The sequence below is a fragment of the Bartonella florencae genome (assembly GCF_000312525.1).
Classification (GTDB): Bacteria; Pseudomonadota; Alphaproteobacteria; order Rhizobiales; family Rhizobiaceae; genus Bartonella; species Bartonella florencae.
This window is the reverse complement of sequence record NZ_HE997451.1, coordinates 345,495-363,295: the sequence shown is the minus strand read 5'-3', so window position 1 is coordinate 363,295 and position 17,801 is coordinate 345,495. Positions and strand designations below refer to the sequence as shown.

The 17,801-nt window shown below is 37.6% G+C and carries 12 protein-coding genes and 1 tRNA gene; 9 read left to right on the top strand and 4 right to left on the bottom strand.

Translation table 11 applies throughout. The annotated features are described in order from the left end of the window. The first annotated feature begins 180 nt into the window (after positions 1–180). The 6 genes from gyrA (at position 181) to BN202_RS01625 (ending at position 8,742) form a co-directional block, all read left to right on the top strand. Positions 181–2,961, top strand: coding sequence for a DNA gyrase subunit A (gene gyrA / locus BN202_RS01650; protein WP_019218779.1), 2,781 nt, complete (start codon positions 181–183; stop codon positions 2,959–2,961). Between the two features lie 24 nt (positions 2,962–2,985). Further along, positions 2,986–3,504, top strand: a complete 519-nt coding sequence (coaD, locus tag BN202_RS01645) for a pantetheine-phosphate adenylyltransferase (RefSeq protein ID WP_198005537.1) — start codon at positions 2,986–2,988, stop codon at positions 3,502–3,504. Then, the gene (locus tag BN202_RS01640) at positions 3,494–4,087 is read left to right on the top strand and encodes a peptidylprolyl isomerase (protein WP_019218777.1); all 594 of its coding nucleotides are present in this window, start codon (positions 3,494–3,496) and stop codon (positions 4,085–4,087) included. Before coaD ends, BN202_RS01640 begins: the two co-directional genes overlap by 11 nt. A 19-nt stretch (positions 4,088–4,106) precedes the next feature. Continuing rightward, positions 4,107–4,619 (top strand): peptidylprolyl isomerase, encoded by a 513-nt coding sequence (locus BN202_RS01635; protein WP_019218776.1) that lies wholly within the window; start codon positions 4,107–4,109, stop codon positions 4,617–4,619. A gap of 1,120 nt (positions 4,620–5,739) precedes the next feature. Continuing rightward, complete coding sequence (tgt, locus tag BN202_RS01630) at positions 5,740–6,858, top strand: tRNA guanosine(34) transglycosylase Tgt (RefSeq protein ID WP_019218775.1); 1,119 nt, start codon at positions 5,740–5,742, stop codon at positions 6,856–6,858. A gap of 675 nt (positions 6,859–7,533) precedes the next feature. Continuing rightward, positions 7,534–8,742 carry an MFS transporter gene (locus BN202_RS01625; RefSeq protein WP_034986917.1) on the top strand — a complete coding sequence of 403 codons (1,209 nt, stop codon included), beginning with the start codon at positions 7,534–7,536 and terminating at the stop codon, positions 8,740–8,742. A gap of 45 nt (positions 8,743–8,787) precedes the next feature. On the opposite strand, the gene BN202_RS01620 is transcribed toward BN202_RS01625, so the two are convergent. The 3 genes from BN202_RS01620 to BN202_RS01610 all read right to left on the bottom strand — a co-directional run bounded on the left by BN202_RS01620 (position 8,788) and on the right by BN202_RS01610 (position 12,358). Further along, positions 8,788–10,215, bottom strand: coding sequence for an MFS transporter (locus BN202_RS01620; protein ID WP_019218773.1), 1,428 nt, complete (start codon positions 10,213–10,215; stop codon positions 8,788–8,790). A 122-nt stretch (positions 10,216–10,337) separates the two neighbouring features. After that, complete coding sequence (locus tag BN202_RS01615) at positions 10,338–11,552, bottom strand: NADP-dependent isocitrate dehydrogenase (protein WP_019218772.1); 1,215 nt, start codon at positions 11,550–11,552, stop codon at positions 10,338–10,340. 731 nt (positions 11,553–12,283) lie between these two features. After that, positions 12,284–12,358 (bottom strand) — tRNA-Glu (locus BN202_RS01610). 1,055 nt (positions 12,359–13,413) lie between these two features. Here BN202_RS01610 and BN202_RS01605 point away from each other — a divergent pair. Continuing rightward, on the top strand, positions 13,414–14,724 hold the full coding sequence (locus tag BN202_RS01605) for a homoserine dehydrogenase (RefSeq protein WP_019218771.1): 1,311 nt from the start codon (positions 13,414–13,416) through the stop codon (positions 14,722–14,724). Positions 14,725–14,870: 146 nt separating this feature from the next. Next, a complete protein-coding gene (glpX, locus tag BN202_RS01600) occupies positions 14,871–15,857 on the top strand; it encodes a class II fructose-bisphosphatase (protein WP_019218769.1) in 987 nt (328 codons plus the stop codon). Between the two features lie 114 nt (positions 15,858–15,971). On the opposite strand, the gene BN202_RS01595 is transcribed toward glpX, so the two are convergent. After that, the gene (locus tag BN202_RS01595) at positions 15,972–17,078 is read right to left on the bottom strand and encodes a branched-chain amino acid aminotransferase (RefSeq protein WP_019218768.1); all 1,107 of its coding nucleotides are present in this window, start codon (positions 17,076–17,078) and stop codon (positions 15,972–15,974) included. A 303-nt stretch (positions 17,079–17,381) separates the two neighbouring features. Here BN202_RS01595 and BN202_RS01590 point away from each other — a divergent pair, with 303 nt between their 5' ends. Next, complete coding sequence (locus BN202_RS01590; RefSeq protein ID WP_019218767.1) at positions 17,382–17,684, top strand: hypothetical protein; 303 nt, start codon at positions 17,382–17,384, stop codon at positions 17,682–17,684. Positions 17,685–17,801 lie beyond the last annotated feature (117 nt).

Below are 17,801 nucleotides of genomic sequence, written 5' to 3'. Positions count from 1 at the left end.
ATTTTTAAAGTTTGGGGAGTTTAAAGTCTTGAGTGTTTTATCTATGATTTTAATTACGAATAAATAACACGTTGAAAATTATTGTTAAATTTCTTTCCATTAGAGGAGAGAAATTGGCATTTTTTTGCATTTTTCGATATAAACTAAGCAAAGTGATTCTTTTTTGAAAGTCTTGAAACCGTGACCGATCTTATTCCACACCCAGAACGTGATGTGCTGACCGGTATTGAACCAATCAGTATTATTGATGAAATGCAACGCTCTTATCTCGATTATGCAATGAGCGTGATTGTTTCGCGTGCTCTTCCGGATGTCCGTGATGGTCTTAAACCTGTTCATCGGCGTATTCTTCATGCTATGAATGAAATGGGGCTTTCTTTTAATAAATCTTATCGTAAGTCTGCTGGGGTTGTTGGTGAAGTTATGGGGAAATTTCATCCCCATGGTGATGCTTCAATTTATGATGCTTTGGTGCGTATGGCACAGGATTTTTCTTTACGAAATCCGTTGATTGATGGTCAAGGAAATTTTGGTTCTGTTGATGGTGATCCTCCTGCTGCAATGCGTTACACCGAATGTCGTTTAGAAAAAGTTTCAGAACAGCTGTTGATTGATATTGATAAAGAGACCGTTGATTTCCAAGATAATTATGATGGGCGTGAGCGTGAACCGGTCGTTTTACCAGCACGTTTCCCCAATCTTTTGGTTAATGGATCAGGGGGTATTGCTGTGGGAATGGCTACCAATATTCCGCCCCATAATCTTGGTGAGGTCATTGATGGTTGTATCGCTTTGATTGATGATCCCAATATCACTCTTGATAAGATTATTGAAATCATTCCAGGTCCTGATTTCCCTACAGGTGGTATTATTCTTGGCCATTCCGGTGTTCGATCGGCTTATGAAACAGGGCGTGGTTCAATTATTATGCGCGCTAAAGTTGATATTGAAGAAATTCGCAGTGGTCGACAAGCAATTATTGTGAGTGAAATTCCTTATCAAGTTAATAAAGCAACGATGATTGAGAAAATGGCTGAGTTGGTGCGTGATAAACGCATAGAGGGAATCTCTGATTTGCGTGATGAGTCTGACCGTGATGGATATCGCGTTGTTATTGAGATGAAGAAAGATGCGGTTGCGGAAATTGTTTTGAATCAATTGTATCGTTATACGCCACTGCAAACTTCTTTTGGTTGTAATATGGTAGCATTAAACGGGGGAAAGCCTGAACAGATGACATTGCTTGATATGCTTCGTGCGTTTGTTGCTTTCCGTGAAGAAGTTGTCAGTCGGCGAACAAAATATCTTTTGCGTAAAGCGCGGGAACGTGCGCATGTTTTGGTTGGTCTTGCTCTTGCTGTTGCTAATATTGATGAAATTATAGCACTTATTCGCAAAGCATCTGATCCACAGACAGCGCGTACACAATTAATGGAGCGGCGCTGGCCAGCTGCCGATGTAGCACCTTTAATTAAACTTATTGATGATCCCCGTCATATTATTCATGAAGATAATACTTATAATCTCTCTGAAGAGCAGGCGCGTGCTATTTTGGAATTGCGCTTGCAAAGGTTGACAGCACTTGGACGTGATGAAATTGCTGATGAATTAAATAAAATCGGAGTGGATATTACCGATTATCTTGATATTTTGGCTTCACGTTCACGTATCATGGGTATTGTTAAGGATGAGCTAAAAGCTCTTCGTGAGGAGTTCGCAACACCTCGACGCACTGTATTTGGTTTTGGTAGCGCTGAGATGGAGAGTGAAGATCTTATTGCACCAGAGGATATGGTGGTAACGGTGAGCCATAGCGGCTATATTAAGCGCGTTCCTCTCAATACATACCGTGCGCAACGTCGTGGTGGTAAGGGGCGTTCTGGTATGTCTACAAAAGATGAGGATTTTGTAACGCGTTTATTTGTGGCCAATACGCATACACCAGTTCTCTTCTTTTCGTCGCGTGGAATTGTCTATAAAGAAAAAGTTTGGCGTTTACCACTTGGTACGCCGCAATCGCGTGGGCGAGCTCTGATTAATCTTCTGCCTTTGCAGCAAGGTGAGCGCATAACAACGATTATGCCCTTACCAGAGGATGAATCAAGTTGGAGCGCATTGGATGTCATGTTCGCAACGACGCGTGGAACTGTGCGTCGTAATAAATTATCAGATTTTGTCCAGGTTAATCGTAATGGCAAAATTGCCATGAAACTTGATGAAGAAGGTGATGAAATTCTTTCTGTTGAAACTTGTACAGAACGTGATGATGTTGTGCTAACGACCGCTAATGGACAATGTATTCGTTTTCCAGTCGTTGAGGTTCGTGTTTTTGTCGGACGTAATTCAGTTGGGGTTCGTGGTATTAATTTGGCTAATGGTGATAAAGTCATTTCGATGACGCTCTTAGAACATGTTGAAGCTACGTCAATTGAACGTTCTGCTTACATTAAACGTGTGATTAATGAACGACGTGCTGATGGCACTGATGCAGAAGATATTGTAACTCTTGATGAAGAAGATGTAGGAATTGAGACAGAGCTGACAGAGGAGCGCTATGCAGAACTTCAGGCACGCGAGCAGATGCTGTTAACCGTGAGTGAGTTTGGTTATGGAAAACGCTCTTCTTCTTATGAATTCCGGATTTCGGGACGTGGTGGCAAAGGAATTCGTGCAACAGACCCATCTAAAACCGCTGAAATTGGTAAGTTAGTGGCGTCTTTTCCAGTGAAGGCGCAAGATCAAATTATGTTGGTGTCAGATGGGGGGCAGCTTATTCGTGTTCCCGTTGAAGGTATTCGTATAGCAGGGCGTTCAACTAAGGGGGTAACAATTTTCAATACAGCTGAAGGTGAAAAGGTCGTATCGGTTGAGCGTATTTCTGAATCTGAAGAGGATGATCATCAAGTAGATGATGATGCGGGAAAACATTCTGATACGGTTGATGTGAGCGAAGAAAAATAATTTTGAAGGGTACGCAGTGAAATGGTGAGAATTGCTCTTTACGCGGGGTCCTTCGATCCTTTTACCAATGGTCATCTTGATATTTTACAAGGCAGCTTAGCTTTAGCTGATAAGGTTGTTGTCGCTATAGGGATACAGGCTAAAAAAAAACCACTTTTCAGTTTTGAAGAGCGTGTTAATTTAATTACTGAGGTGGGACAGGATTTGTTAGATATAGATCCTGATCGGTTGCGGGTTGTTTCATTTGATTCGCTTTTGATGGATAAGGCGCGTGAAATTGGTGCTTCCCTTCTTATTCGTGGATTGCGTGATGGCACTGATCTTGATTATGAAATGCAAATGGCGGGGATGAACAGCCTCATGGCCCCTGATTTGCAAACTGTTTTTTTGCCAGCAAGTATTTCTGGACGCGTAATAACTTCTACATTGGTACGGCAGATTGCTTCTATGGGGGGAGATGTAACTCCTTTTGTGCCTGCGCATATTGCTAGAGCTTTGCGTTTAAAATTTCAGTCTTCAGGAGAGAATGATTATGTATCTTAGAATTTTCACCGTTTTGGCATGTGTTTTTTGTTTTTTTTCATTGAATACTGTCGCGAATGATTTAAATGTGACCGATAATTCTAACGTTCTTATTTTATCTCTCAAAAATGGTGATGTGGTTATTCGTCTTCGTCCTGATTTGGCACCAAAGCATGTTGTACAAATCAAGAGATTAACAAAAGAGGGTGCTTATAACAATGTTGTCTTTCACCGTGTTATTCCAGGTTTTATGGCACAGACTGGTGATATAAAGTTTGGAAAAAAGGACAGTGTAGATTTTGATCTGAAACATGTTGGGATGGGAGGCTCACATTATCCTAATATCCCAGCGGAATTCTCAGAACAGCCATTTAAGCGTGGCACTGTTGGAATGGCACGTTCACAAGATCCAAATTCTGCTAATTCTCAATTCTTCATTTGTTTTGATGATGCTCCTTTTTTAAATGGTCAATATACTGTTGTTGGAGAAGTCATAAAAGGAATGGATGTTGTTGATAAAATTAAAAAAGGCAACACAAATAATAATGGATCTGTAACAAATCCTGATGTTATTTATGCTGCCACTTTGCAAGCTGATAAATAAATTAAAGGAGTTTGGCTGTATGGGCGAAATTAAAAATTTAGAAAACACCTTAATTCTTGAAACAACCAAGGGTAAGGTTGTTATTGAACTTTTGGCTGATTTAGCACCTGGTCATGTTGCACGTATTAAAGAGCTTGTGCGTGAGGGCGCTTATGATAACGTCATTTTTCACCGTGTTATTGATGGTTTTATGGCGCAAACTGGCGATGTACAATTTGGAAAAAAAGACAGTGAAAAATTTAATTTATCACGTGCGGGTATGGGTGGTTCAGAAAAGCCTAATTTGACAGCAGAGTTTTCTAATCTTTCCCATAAACGTGGTACGGTTTCTATGGCACGTAGTCAGGATCCAAATTCTGCTAATTCACAATTTTTTATTTGCTTTGCCGATGCCCCTTGGCTTGATCGTCAATATTCCATATGGGGGCAGGTTATTGAAGGTATGGAAAATATTGATCAAATTAAGCGCGGCGAGCCCGTTGTAGATCCTGATACAATTATTAAAGCCGCACTTGCTGCGGATATAAAATAAGATAATGATATCAATTTAAAATTTTTGTGAGATCACTGAGTGAAAATATTTCTCTTTCATTGTTTTGGGGCTGGATGAAGAATAAGGAGTGTGTTTTTCTACATTAAGTTTTGTTGCTTTTAGCTGTAATGGCGTTGTGGCATATGATTTGTCCCTTATTTGTAAATATCATTTGCCGACAAGGGGGGGTAAGATTTAATATTTACATAATCCTGCTCGCTTGTAATCTTAGTGCGATGGTCTTGTTTAATTATAAATTAGGGTCTTATGCTTTTGTCGCTGTTTTTATATTTTAGCTTTGTTGCTTTGAATTCACTTTCTTTATGTAAGTAGAGTTTGAGAAGCAGTTATCGGAGGCTCCAGTTTGCATTGCAGACAATTTATTTGGATACAAAGATAGGTTTTGTTTGGTGTTTCTTAAAAGCAAGCAGAAGAATTTTTTGTCTCTATATTTTTAGAAGATTTTTGATGAGGCTGAGGCATAAAAAAGTCACAGAGGGAGAAGGGTAAGATATTTCATTGATGTTTGCTATAATATATTTTTCTTTTCGTTCTCCTATTGTTGTCAAAATATTGAGATATTGATGGCGAAAATGTGAGGAATTGTCTACTTATAAAAAAGTAACAAAGCATTCGCTATCGCTTTGCATGTTCTTTGAAGGTTACTGGACAGTTGCGGACTGTTGATATTTAATAGATAGATGGTCAATTTTTTATCTATGATAAGTAAAATCTATCTGAAACTCTATTCAATATTCAATTTGGTATTTAAAGATTTCTTCTATTCCATACAAAATTCATTAGGTATTATGAGTGTTGAAAGTGTGAAAATAAGGTCATTTTTGTTGTAAAGATAGTTTCACAATCCTTTAAAACTATGGTGAGTGAGTGTAAATATCCTAGAATGTTATGTTGTCAGGTCATTGTTGAGAAATGAGATTATCACGTTGATTGTAGTCATCGCTTGATAGGAAATTTTTTATTTTATTTCATTTTTTTATGTTCGTGACAATAGTTAGTAAGTCGGGAATCAATCTACAAAGTTTATGTTGCTCGTAAGAGAGATTTAGCTTTTCTTTCTATAGCGATATGGATTTATGGAAGCAAAAAGACGAGAGTGATGATAAAGACATTTCATTATAGAAAAATTGCTCAAGATGGCTATGCGCGTCGTGGCGAAATTATAACGGGGCGTGGGTGTGTTCGTACACCTGCCTTTATGCCGGTTGGGACGGCAGGAACCGTTAAAGCTATGTATATGGATCAGATACGTGCCCTTGGAGCAGATATTATTTTAGGCAATACTTATCATTTAATGTTGCGGCCTGGAGCCGAGCGTGTTGCACGTTTGGGTGGTTTACATGAATTTTCACGCTGGTATGGACCTATCTTAACCGATTCTGGGGGATTTCAGGTTATGTCACTCGCTGGAATCCGTAAAATTACCGAACAAAGTGTGCTGTTTCGCTCTTACATTAATGGAGCCTATTATGAAATGAGTCCAGAGCGTTCTATCGAAATTCAAGGGCTTTTGGATGCAGATATCCAGATGCAACTCGATCAATGTATTGCGTTACCAGCCAGTGAAAAAGAAATCGAATCTGCTATGCAACTTTCCTTACGTTGGGCACAGCGTTGTAAAACAGCTTTCGGTAATCAGCCAGAAAAAGCGCTGTTTGGTATTGTTCAAGGTGGCGATAATATGAAATTGCGTGAACGTTCTGCCCAAGCATTAAAAGAGATGGATTTGAAAGGTTATGCTATTGGAGGGCTTGCGGTTGGTGAACCACAGAGTGTTATGACCGCTGTCTTAGATGCTACTTGTCCGATTTTACCAGAGGATAAGCCCCGTTATCTCATGGGAGTTGGAACACCTGATGATATTTTACAAAGTGTTGCACGTGGTATTGATATGTTTGATTGTGTTATGCCGACTCGTGCGGGACGTCATGGCTTAGCTTTTACACGTTTTGGAAGAATTAATTTGCGTAATGCACGTTATGCCGAAGATCGTGATCCTCTTGATCCACAATCGCTTTGTCCAGCAGCCAATGATTATAGTTGTGCTTATTTGCATCATTTGATCAAATCTGGTGAGTCTCTTGGCGGTATGTTGTTGACTTGGAATAATCTTTTTTATTACCAACAACTTATGCAAGAAATTCGTGACGCGATTGAAGAGGGGTGTTATGCCGATTTTTGTACTAAAACTCGTGCTTTATGGGCGCAAGGGCGTTAAAAACGCACTCTCTACATGGTGTTTATCTTTTTTGCTTCATTTATTTTGCATCAAAGAGTTTTGTGAAAATGGTGAAGTGAGAAATGTTTTTCAAAAACGTAAAACTACGTTGCAGTAAAAGAACAGTGCATAGTTTATATTAGTAGATATTCTCTCTGTAATTATCAGAAAAAACAGAAACTGTTACTCCGGTACGCGCTACCTGATCCGGAGGAAAACAGTTTGCTTCTGTTTCTAATGACTGTTTAGAGCAACAATGTTAATGAGGTGTTAGCGAACTCTTAAAGAAGTATAAAAATTGCATTTTTATACGATATTTTTGTATTTTTTTTTGCTAAAAATGAAGTTTTTAAAAAGCACGTTTCTTTTAAGGTGAAAGTGATGGGGACTAAATTAAAAATTTAAAAATGCAAATGGTCAATATCCTAAATTGTTGAGTTTATTTTTCTTGTAACAATATTCTCATAGTTGAAGACTTATTTGGGTTAAGAAATATTGTTGCTGCTCTATCGTTAAAAAATAAATTCTATTTACGAATATATATTTCAATTTTTCTTTTCATTGAGATAGTTTTAAAATGATACGTTGGAAACTTTTAAGGGCAGATGTAAGAATATTTTCAGTTCATTTGTACCATGTTAGGGATATTTATGATTAAAGTGTCACGCTATAGAAATGGTGATAATGAAGAATTCTTATAGCAAAAACATTCTTGCATCAGAGATTGATTTTCGTACATGGTTTTTGGCAATTTTAGCCCTTGCGGTGGGAAGTTTTGCTATTGGCACTGCAGAGTTTGTTGCAATGGGGCTCCAGCCTGAGATGGCACGAAGCTCCTATGTTGATATTCCAACAGCTGGTCAATATGTTTTTGCTTATGCATTAGGCGTTGTGATTGGAGCACCTCTTTTGGCTGTTGTAACTGCTCAATTCTCACGCAAATCTGTTTTGATAGGGCTGATGTTTTTTTATGCATTGGCAAATATTGCCAGCGCATTTTTTTCTAACTTTAGCATATTGGTGGCGTTGCGCTTTCTTAGTGGTCTTCCCCATGGCATTTATTTTGGGCTTGCGACTATGGTTGCAGCTTCAATGGTGGAAATGCATGAACGTTCTAAAGCGGTTGGCTATGTTATGCTTGGTTTAACCATAGCGACCGTTTTAGGAGCGCCCAGTGCAACTTGGATTGGTCAGCGTGTTGGTTGGCAGATTGCTTTTATCCTTGTCGGTGCTCTTGCTTTATTATGTTGTTTGCTTATTTGGAAGTTTTTGCCTTCAGGTTTAAAATTTTCGAAAACAAGTCCTCTACGCGAACTTTGCGCATTAAAGCAAAAACAAGTGTGGTTTCTCTTAATAATGGTTTCGATTGGAGCCTCAGGATTATTTTCTGTTTTCACTTATATTAAGTCAACATTAATGCATATTTCTGGTGTTTCACTTGATTGGGTACCATTTATTATGCCGTTAGTTGGATTGGGGATGGTGGTAGGAAATCTTTTGGGTCCTAAATTTGCTGTTAAAATTGGTATTTCACCATTGATATTTTTTTCTATGCTTTGGAGCACATTTGTTTTTTCTCTTTTTTTCTTTTTATCCCATGCTCCGCTAACGGCAGCATTAGGATGTTTTTTAGTTGGTACTTCTTTTGCAGCTATGCCTTCTATCCAAACAAAAATCATGGATGTTGCTCTCCATGGACAAATTTTGGCAGGAGCATTAATGCAATCTGCTTTTAATATTGCCAATGCCCTTGGAGCAGAATCTGGGGCATGGGTTTTGAAGTTGGGCTATAGTTATGAATATACCGCTGTTGTTGCGGGTATTTTAACCCTTTGTGGGTTAATGATTTTTTGTTTTTCATGGTATATGGAGAAGCGTAATTGATATTTTTCTTTACTTTGTTGAGAGAAAATAATCCTTTTTGTTTATTCAGCTTTTTGATTGTCCTTTTGGATTTTTAGATATGCTATAGGAAACACGTAGAGCAAAGGGAATTCCAAAATAAAATAAAAGGAAGATGAGTGCTCCAAGAAGCGTTTTTGCGGCGAGAATCATTCCTACTATTCCTCCAGGATCAAAAAGGCCAGCAAGATTGGTAATTGTTCCTGCAAGTGCTGCGCTTAGTGCGGCTGAAAATAGTTGTACAGAGGTGAGAGATTCGCTAGCACGGAGAGCATCTTCATCGTTTGCGCATTGTAATATTCGTTTAAGCAAATGTGGCCAAGCTAGGCCAGCACTCATTCCGATAGCAAATAATGAAACGCAAATGATAAAGATATGTTTAAATGTGGAACTTTCTGTCGGAATGAGCCATAAAAGAATGCTTATGCCCCAAATATTTAATATAGGGGAATATATAATAAATCTGCGAACTTTTTTTATGGATACACCAGCACTTGATAGAGAACCACATGTCCAACCCAAACTCATGAGTGATGCTATATAACCAGCAATAAGGGGGGACTGTCCATGAAGCTCTTGAAGAAAAAGTGGAAGATAGAGTTCTATACTATACACGGCTATCGTCATAATAAGTATCAATGCATAGACAGGAAAAAACTCAGAAAAGAAGGAAAAGGAGTTACGTGGTAACATACGGGAAAGCGTAGATGATTCAACTTTTGCTAGAATAAAGAGAAGACTTAATCCGATCACTAGTCCGCAGATCTTTGTAATTGTCGTATCCATAGCTCCTCCAACAGAAATGATAAAGAGCAACAAACTGAGTATAAAAAGTTGTGCAAGAGGGAGTGGCGATGTTGAAATATAATTTTTATTTTCTTTTGGTAAGACTTGAAAAGCTATGAGTGAAAAGACTAAAGCCAATGCTCCAATGCCCCAAAAGGATGCTCTCCATACACCATAATATATTGAAATACCACCGATAGCTGGTCCTAAAAGGGTTGATATTCCCCACATTCCGGAGATAGTGCTTAATGCATATGACCATACCGATGGATGGAAGACAATACGTATCATAGAATAGGATAGGGAGAGTAAAGAACCACTTCCAAACCCTTGCACAAAGCGTCCTATTAAGAATAATGGCATAGTCGAGGCAAAGCTGCAGATAAAAGTTCCAACGGCAAAGATCAAGCCAGAGATGATATAGGCTTTGCGAGCACCTATTTTTCCTAATATTTTTGTCGCAAGTGAAGTACCAAGGAGTGATGCTATAATAAAAACAGTTGCTACCCAAGAATAATAAAACTCACCACTCAACTCGCTTATAAGGGAGGGCAAAATAGTAATAACAATATAAACGTTTGTGGCGTGCAACACAACACCGCCTGTAAACGTCAAAAAAAGAATACCATTCTTACCCCATAAAAGCGCAGACCAGCCTTGTTTTCTCACTGTTTTGCTATTCAGTAAAAAGTTGACATCCCCCTTACTTATAAGGCAGTTACCTGAATTTGCCAAGAGAAGATTCAAAGCTCTCCTTTCGCAGAGCTTTGGAATTTAAATGAAGTTATTATTTAGTTACCCATTGCTTTTTTGAGATTTTCATCGATTTTATCGAGGAAACCTGTTGTAGAAAGCCATTTTTGTTGAGGTCCAATCAAGAGAGCGAGATCTTTAGTCATAGAACCTTCTTCAACGGTTTTAATACAAACTTTTTCCAATGTTGTAGCAAAGTGTTTTAATTTTTCATTATTATCAAGTTTGGCTCGATGTGCTAATCCACGTGTCCACGCAAAGATAGATGCAATGGAATTCGTTGATGTTTCTTCATTCCTTTGATACTGGCGATAATGGCGTGTTACTGTACCGTGCGCAGCTTCTGCTTCAACAATTTTACCATCTGGTGTCATGAGAACAGAAGTCATCAGTCCAAGAGAACCAAAGCCTTGAGCAACAATATCAGACTGAACATCACCATCATAGTTTTTACATGCCCAGACATAGCCACCCGACCACTTAAGTGCAGAAGCAACCATGTCATCAATGAGACGATGTTCGTAATATAATTTACGATTTTCAAATTCAGCTTTGAATTCTGCATCAAATATTTCTTGGAAGATGTCTTTAAAGCGACCATCATAAATCTTTAGAATGGTATTTTTTGTTGAAAGATAAACTGGCAGATTTCGCTGTAGTCCGTAATTAAAAGATGCTCTAGCAAAGTCACGAATGGATTCATCAAGGTTATACATGCCCATGGCAACCCCTGCGCTTGGAGCATCAAAAACATCATGTTCGATAACTTGATTGTCATCACCGACAAATCTAATACTTAACTTTCCTTTGCTAGGAAATTTAAAATCGGTTGCTTTATATTGATCACCAAAAGCATGACGCCCGATAATGATTGGTTTTGTCCAGTTTGGAACGAGGCGCGGAACATTTCTGCAGATAATAGGTTCGCGAAAAATAACCCCGCCTAAAATGTTACGAATCGTACCATTGGGAGATTTCCACATTTTCTTTAAGTTGAATTCTTTAACGCGTGCCTCATCAGGTGTGATGGTTGCACATTTTATACCAACCCCATATTTTTTGATAGCATTGGCAGAATCAACAGTTACCTCATCATTCGTTGCATCCCGATTCTCGACGGAAAGATCATAGTATTTGAGATCAATATCGAGATAAGGGTGAATCAATTTGTCTTTAATATATTTCCAAATGATACGAGTCATTTCATCCCCATCGATTTCAACAACGGGGTTTTCCACTTTGATCTTTGCCATTAGAAGTCCTTTTTCATTTAAGTTATATTATTTTATAACACTTTCAGCTTTATAATGAAAATTAAAAACAAGGATGATAGAGAGATGTTCAAATACGATACTCATAAGATACCTATACATAGAAGATAAATCTTATTGAGAAATTCAACTTTTAGATGGGTATATTGCGAATAGAGGGGTATAGATGTTATGTTTGTAGAATATTTTATCTCGTTATTTGATAAAGTTTTACTTTATTTATAGTTTTTCGCATTACTGCGTTAACTAAATAAGATTATGAATTTTTTTATTGCCATTTCAACTCTCAGATTATGATTGGAAAATACCTCAAAAAGAAGTTCTGATTCGAAAAATTGAAAAGAAAATCTCAAAAAATCTGTTCTTGTGGGACTATAAAGAACGAAAGAAAAATTATCAAACCATATGTTTTTGATCAAAAGTCAGCAAGGCTCATAAATTAAGAAAAGAAGCCTATGCATATCGAAAGAGTTTTACAATAAAACCTTCTGATTCATCCATATGTGATGTTGTTGGTATATTTGTTAGAAATTTAGAGAATTTTTCACAACAGAACTTAACAAAATTTAAAAAATTGTTGGAGGAAGTTGGCAAAAAAAGATGTGCTCTGTAAAGGCAAGTTGCAAAATCCTACTCCCTTACTTTTATTCGAGCATCCCTCACTTTTAAAAATACTAATAAAATCAATATATTACCTACAAAAGAAGGAATGATGGTACGCCCAAGGGGAATCGAACCCCTGTTTCCGCCGTGAAAGGGCGGCGTCCTAACCGCTAGACGATGGGCGCAAACCAATGATGAGGCTTATAGAGAGGATCTTTTTACTTCGCAAGCCCTCTATGTCATTTTTTTTAAAAAAACATGTTTTATTGAATTATTTTTAGGTATTTCTCTTTGAAAAGTGGAAATAAATAACGGTTTTTCTCTCTATTCCTCTCTACATGAGTGAATGAAGAGATCTGGGAAGAGAATGAAAGCTTAGTGCTCACTTTTTCATATAGCAAAATAATTTTTATTCAAAAGCTGCTATATATGGAAAAAATTGATTTAGGTGCCTGCCATTATAAATCACAAATCTTTCAAGATTGCACCATATAGAAGCCAAGTATATGATTTTTTTTGAATTTAAGATTTCATTTAGAGATACATATAAGGTGTTATGGCCTTGCGATTAAGGAAAAGATATTTTAAATAGAGTGGAAGCTATACAATGGTAGCAAGATATGTGGTACTGTATTCTATTACATTTTATTATATCTATCCTTTTAACTTATCATATGAAGGAATGTTGTTTATTCAATAGTTGTTGGATTTGGTAATTTTGCATGCACTTTATCCTAGTTTTTAGCAGATTGTTGGTTGTTCTTTGAAATTTTTGTTGCTTTTATACTTTGTTTATTGAATTTTTTTATGAAAAAGCTTTTGTTTTTGCTAAGAAATAAAGCTATTATGTTTATATAATTTTTTGATGATAATCTGCATCTGTAAATTTCTAGAATTCTATTAAGAGTGTTTGTAATAATTGAGTTTATGTATGAAATATTTTTCAATGTTAGGATAGCAAACGGTTTTTTTATTGGAAGCAAGTGATTTGTAGTTTTTTAAGCGTATGAAACTTTATTAAAATTATGGAGTATTTCTATTTTCATAAAAATTGGTGTTACGATTGCTTTTGAAAATAGTGTTTCTTTATAATAAACCCTTGTTGTTATACGAGAGGGAAAATTGAGTTGAATAGAGCGGGGGACTTCTTTAAATTGGCTAAGTTGTGCGTATCCTGTGAATTAATTTGCACATCATTTCAATCTTTTTCAAAGAAAACTTAAGGATAAGTAGTTAGATAATGGCAGAAGCTTTAAAAGTTGGCATTGCAGGTCTTGGTACGGTTGGTACTTCAGTTGTTCGAATTTTACGTGAAAAAGCTGATAGTTTGGCTTGTCAATGTGGACGATTAATCAAAATTGTTGCTGTGAGTGCCCGTGATAAAGGGCGTAACCGCGGAATTGATCTGAGTGATGTAAAATGGTTTGATTCGCCTGTGGAAATGGCAGCTTCTGATGAGATTGATGTCTTTATTGAATTAATTGGTGGCGAATTAGACATCGTATATGCAGCTGTGAAAAAAGCGCTCGATGTAGGACATCATGTGGTGACTGCCAATAAAGCTCTTCTCGCTCAGCATGGAGTGGAACTTGCTGTAAATGCGGAAAAAAAAGGCGTGTTTCTTCATTTTGAAGCAGCCATTGCAGGGGGAATTCCCATTATAAAAGCCATGAGAGAATCCCTCTCCGGTAATCAAATATCGCGGATTTATGGGATTCTCAATGGGACTTGTAATTATATATTAACACGCATGTTTACGGAAGGCCTTTCATTTAAAGATTGTTTAGCAGATGCACAAAGGCTTGGTTATGCTGAGGCTGATCCAACTTTTGATATTGGGGGAAATGATACCGCTCATAAATTAGCTTTATTAACAAGTTTGGCATTTGGAACCGCTGTTTCGTTAGAAGATGTTTATGTGGAAGGAATTAGCAATATTTCACAGATTGATATCCGTGCGGCTGATGAGTTGGGCTATCGGATTAAACTTTTAGGCGTTGCATTAAAAACCGATACTGGAATCGAACAACGTGTTCACCCAACAATGGTACCATCATCATCAATGATTGCACAGATTCACGGTGTAACGAATGCCGTTTCTATTCAAAGTGATTTGTTAGGTGAATTATTGTTTTCTGGTCCTGGTGCTGGAGGAAAGGCAACAGCATCGGCGGTTATTGGTGATTTGGCTGATATAGCAAAAGCACGATCTCATTTTCAATATTCACCTGTTTTAAGAAATCCAGCATTGCAGCTTACTCCTCACAAAAGAGCACGTATTTCTCACCATGCGGGTGGTTATTTTATTCGTTTGAATGTTCATGATCGCGCTGGTGTTTTTGCAGCAGTTGCAAGGCATATGGCTGATAATCATATTTCATTAGAGTCGATTGTACAAAAGCCTTTTGTAGAAAGTCAGGTTGTGAAAACAATCATTTTAATCACCCATGAAACAACGGAAGTGAATGTACGGCAAGCGCTTGAAGCAATTGAAAAAGATGGTCATCTTGTTGCCAAATCGCAATTCATTCGTATTGAACCGATAGCATAGAATTGATAATTTATTTTGGAATGGTAAAGAAACTTGAATGTTTTTTCTCTTGTGGAAAGTTCTCATCTTTGCCAAAAGCTTTCTTCTTAATATTGTGCAATGGATGCTAATATTTTTTGTTGTGCTCTTTCAGTAGGATTTTTTATATGCTAGCAACTCAGAAAACTTTACATCGACTTGATCGTATTTTAACGCTCGAATTGGTACGCGTGACTGAACGCGCTGCTGTTGCAGCTGCACACTGGCGTGGGCGTGGTGATGAAAAAGCTGCTGATCAAGCTGCTGTAGATGCAATGCGTCAAGAACTTAATCGCTTGCCTATTGATGGTACGGTGGTGATTGGCGAAGGTGAACGCGATGAAGCTCCTATGCTTTATATTGGAGAAAAAGTAGGTCTTCAAAATGGATTGGCAATTGATATTGCACTGGATCCACTTGAAGGAACGACAATTTGTGCAAAAAATCTTCCTAACTCCTTGGCTGTCGTTGCTATTGCTGAAAAGGGGAACCTCCTGTATGCTCCTGATGTTTATATGAGAAAAATTGCTATTGGTCCTGGTTATCCAAAAGGGATTGTTGATATAGATGCTTCTCCTGCTGACAATATTCACGCCCTTGCAAAGGCTAAAGGTGTGGCTGTTAATCAGATTACGGTTTGTATGATGGATCGTCCTCGCCATGCAAAACTGATTGAGGAAGTGCGAGCAACGGGGGCATCAATTCGTTTAATTGGTGATGGAGACGTTGCGGCTGTTATTGATACAACTGATCCAGAAGAAACGGGCATTGATATCTATATGGGGATTGGTGGAGCACCAGAGGGCGTGTTAGCAGCTGCAGCTTTGCGCTGTATTGGGGGGCAGATGCAAGGATGTTTGCAGCTTGATACAGATGAAAAAATAGCACGTGCGGCCAAAATGGGCATTGATAATCCTAATAAAGTTTATACCATGGAAGAAATGGCAAAGGGTGATGTGTTGTTTTCTGCAACAGGTGTAACGGATGGTAATATGCTTTCTGGTGTTAAGTTTACCTCCCGTTGTATTCAGACAGAAACGCTTGTGATGCGTTCACATACAGGTACAATCCGTAATATTAAAGCACAGCATAGAGATTATTCAAAATTTGATTAACGCATTTTTTCCTGCCGCTCTTAGAAAATAAAAAGCAACTTGTAAAAATGCTTCCATGAAAATTCTAAAAGATATCTTCATGGAAGCATGAATGATTTTTTTAAAATATATTTTTTATGAGAGCTCTACAGAATGCACCCAACCATTTTTATCTTCTCTATTGCCTTTTTGAAGGTCAACAAGCTGGGTGCGAAGTTGTTTGGTCACCTCACCAACCATTTCATTTCCGATAATGACTTCACCACCTTTGTACTTAAAACGCCCGATTGATGTAATGACGGCTGCTGTACCACAAGCAAAGACTTCTTTAAGATGTCCACTTCGTGCATCTTCTTTGAGTGATTCAAAAGAATAAGGGCGCTCTTCTATCGTTAATCCCATTTGTTGAGCTAACTGTAAAATTGAATGGCGTGTTATTCCAGGAAGGATGGTGCCATTAAGCGCAGGTGTTACAAGTGTATTATTTTCCATAATAAAACAAACATTCATACCACCAAGCTCCTCAATCCACTTATGTTCAACCATGTCAAGGAAGAGTACTTGGCTACAATTGTTTTCGGTTGCAATTTGTTGTACAAGTAAGCTTGCTGCATAGTTACCGCCACATTTCGCAGCACCTGTGCCGCCAGGACCAGCACGGCTATAATCTGTTTCAAGCCATACATTAACAGGTTTTTCTTCTCCTTTGAAATAGGATTCAACAGGAGATGCTATAATGCAGAAAATATATTCTTTAGAAGGTCTGACTCCTAAAAAGTTTTCATTACCAAACATGAAAGGGCGTAGGTAGAGGCTAGCATTAGGATTTCCAGAAACCCATTTTTGATCAATTCTTACTAATTGATGAACAGCATTTAAAAAAATGTCCTTTGGCAATTCAGGCATGGCTAATCGTTTTGCCGATGCTATAAAACGCTCTGCGTTGGCATCAGGGCGGAATAACAAAATACGTCCATCTTTGGTACGATACGCTTTTAGACCTTCAAAAATCTCTTGCGCATAATGCAAAACCGCACTTGCAGGGCTAATTTCAAAAGGTTTGTATTGAGAGATGACAGCGTTATGCCAACCTTTGGCTTCAGTCCAGCTGATAGTACACATGTGATCTGTAAAAAATTGACCAAAACCAGGATTTTTTAGAATTTCTTCACGTTTCTCATCTGATAGAGGTGAGGGGTGTTGTTCTATTTTTAATGGAAGTAATGATGTAGGAGCTTTCATAAGTAAAACCTTTTAGGATATGCTTTATTTCTAGGTATTTTTTATTATAAAAAATAATGAGATACTTTCACCACAACTTTATTCTTAGCAAATCATTTGTGTCAATGTCTTATTAGAGAATTAGAAGAAAAGGTTCTTGAGAGATATGTTTGTTACTGTGTTCATGCATTTTTTTCCCAATTTTATAATAATCAGGAACCTTTATATATATTTGTCGTTTTTTAAGATAACTGTCTGAATCATTTCATATATTGCATATCTTATAACTTAAAGACAGGGGAGTTGAGAAAAGGAGTTTTTACTATGATTGATAGAAATTACCACACATATGAGAAACGTATGGCTGTAGAAAAGAAAGAGCGTGAACAGCGTAATTCAATTGCTAGAGGTATTCTTGCCATTCTTCTTGCACTCTTTATTATCTGGCTTATTTTTGGCTTTTTTGGATCTTTTTTTGCAAAATCTCCTGAACATCTCTCTCACTATAATACAACAGAATCAAGCCAAACGATACCAAGTACAAGAACAGATCCAAATTCAACAATTCCAGTACCTTATAGCTATAAAGAGCAAGGATCCCCTTTATCTCATGAACAAAATCCTTGAGAAAAATCAACTCAACATTGGATGAAGAATTAAAGTTTTCTCAAATCTATGGAAAAGAAAAATTTGAGAAAATGGATGCTAACTTCTCAAGTTAATTGATAAATTAACATCCATCAA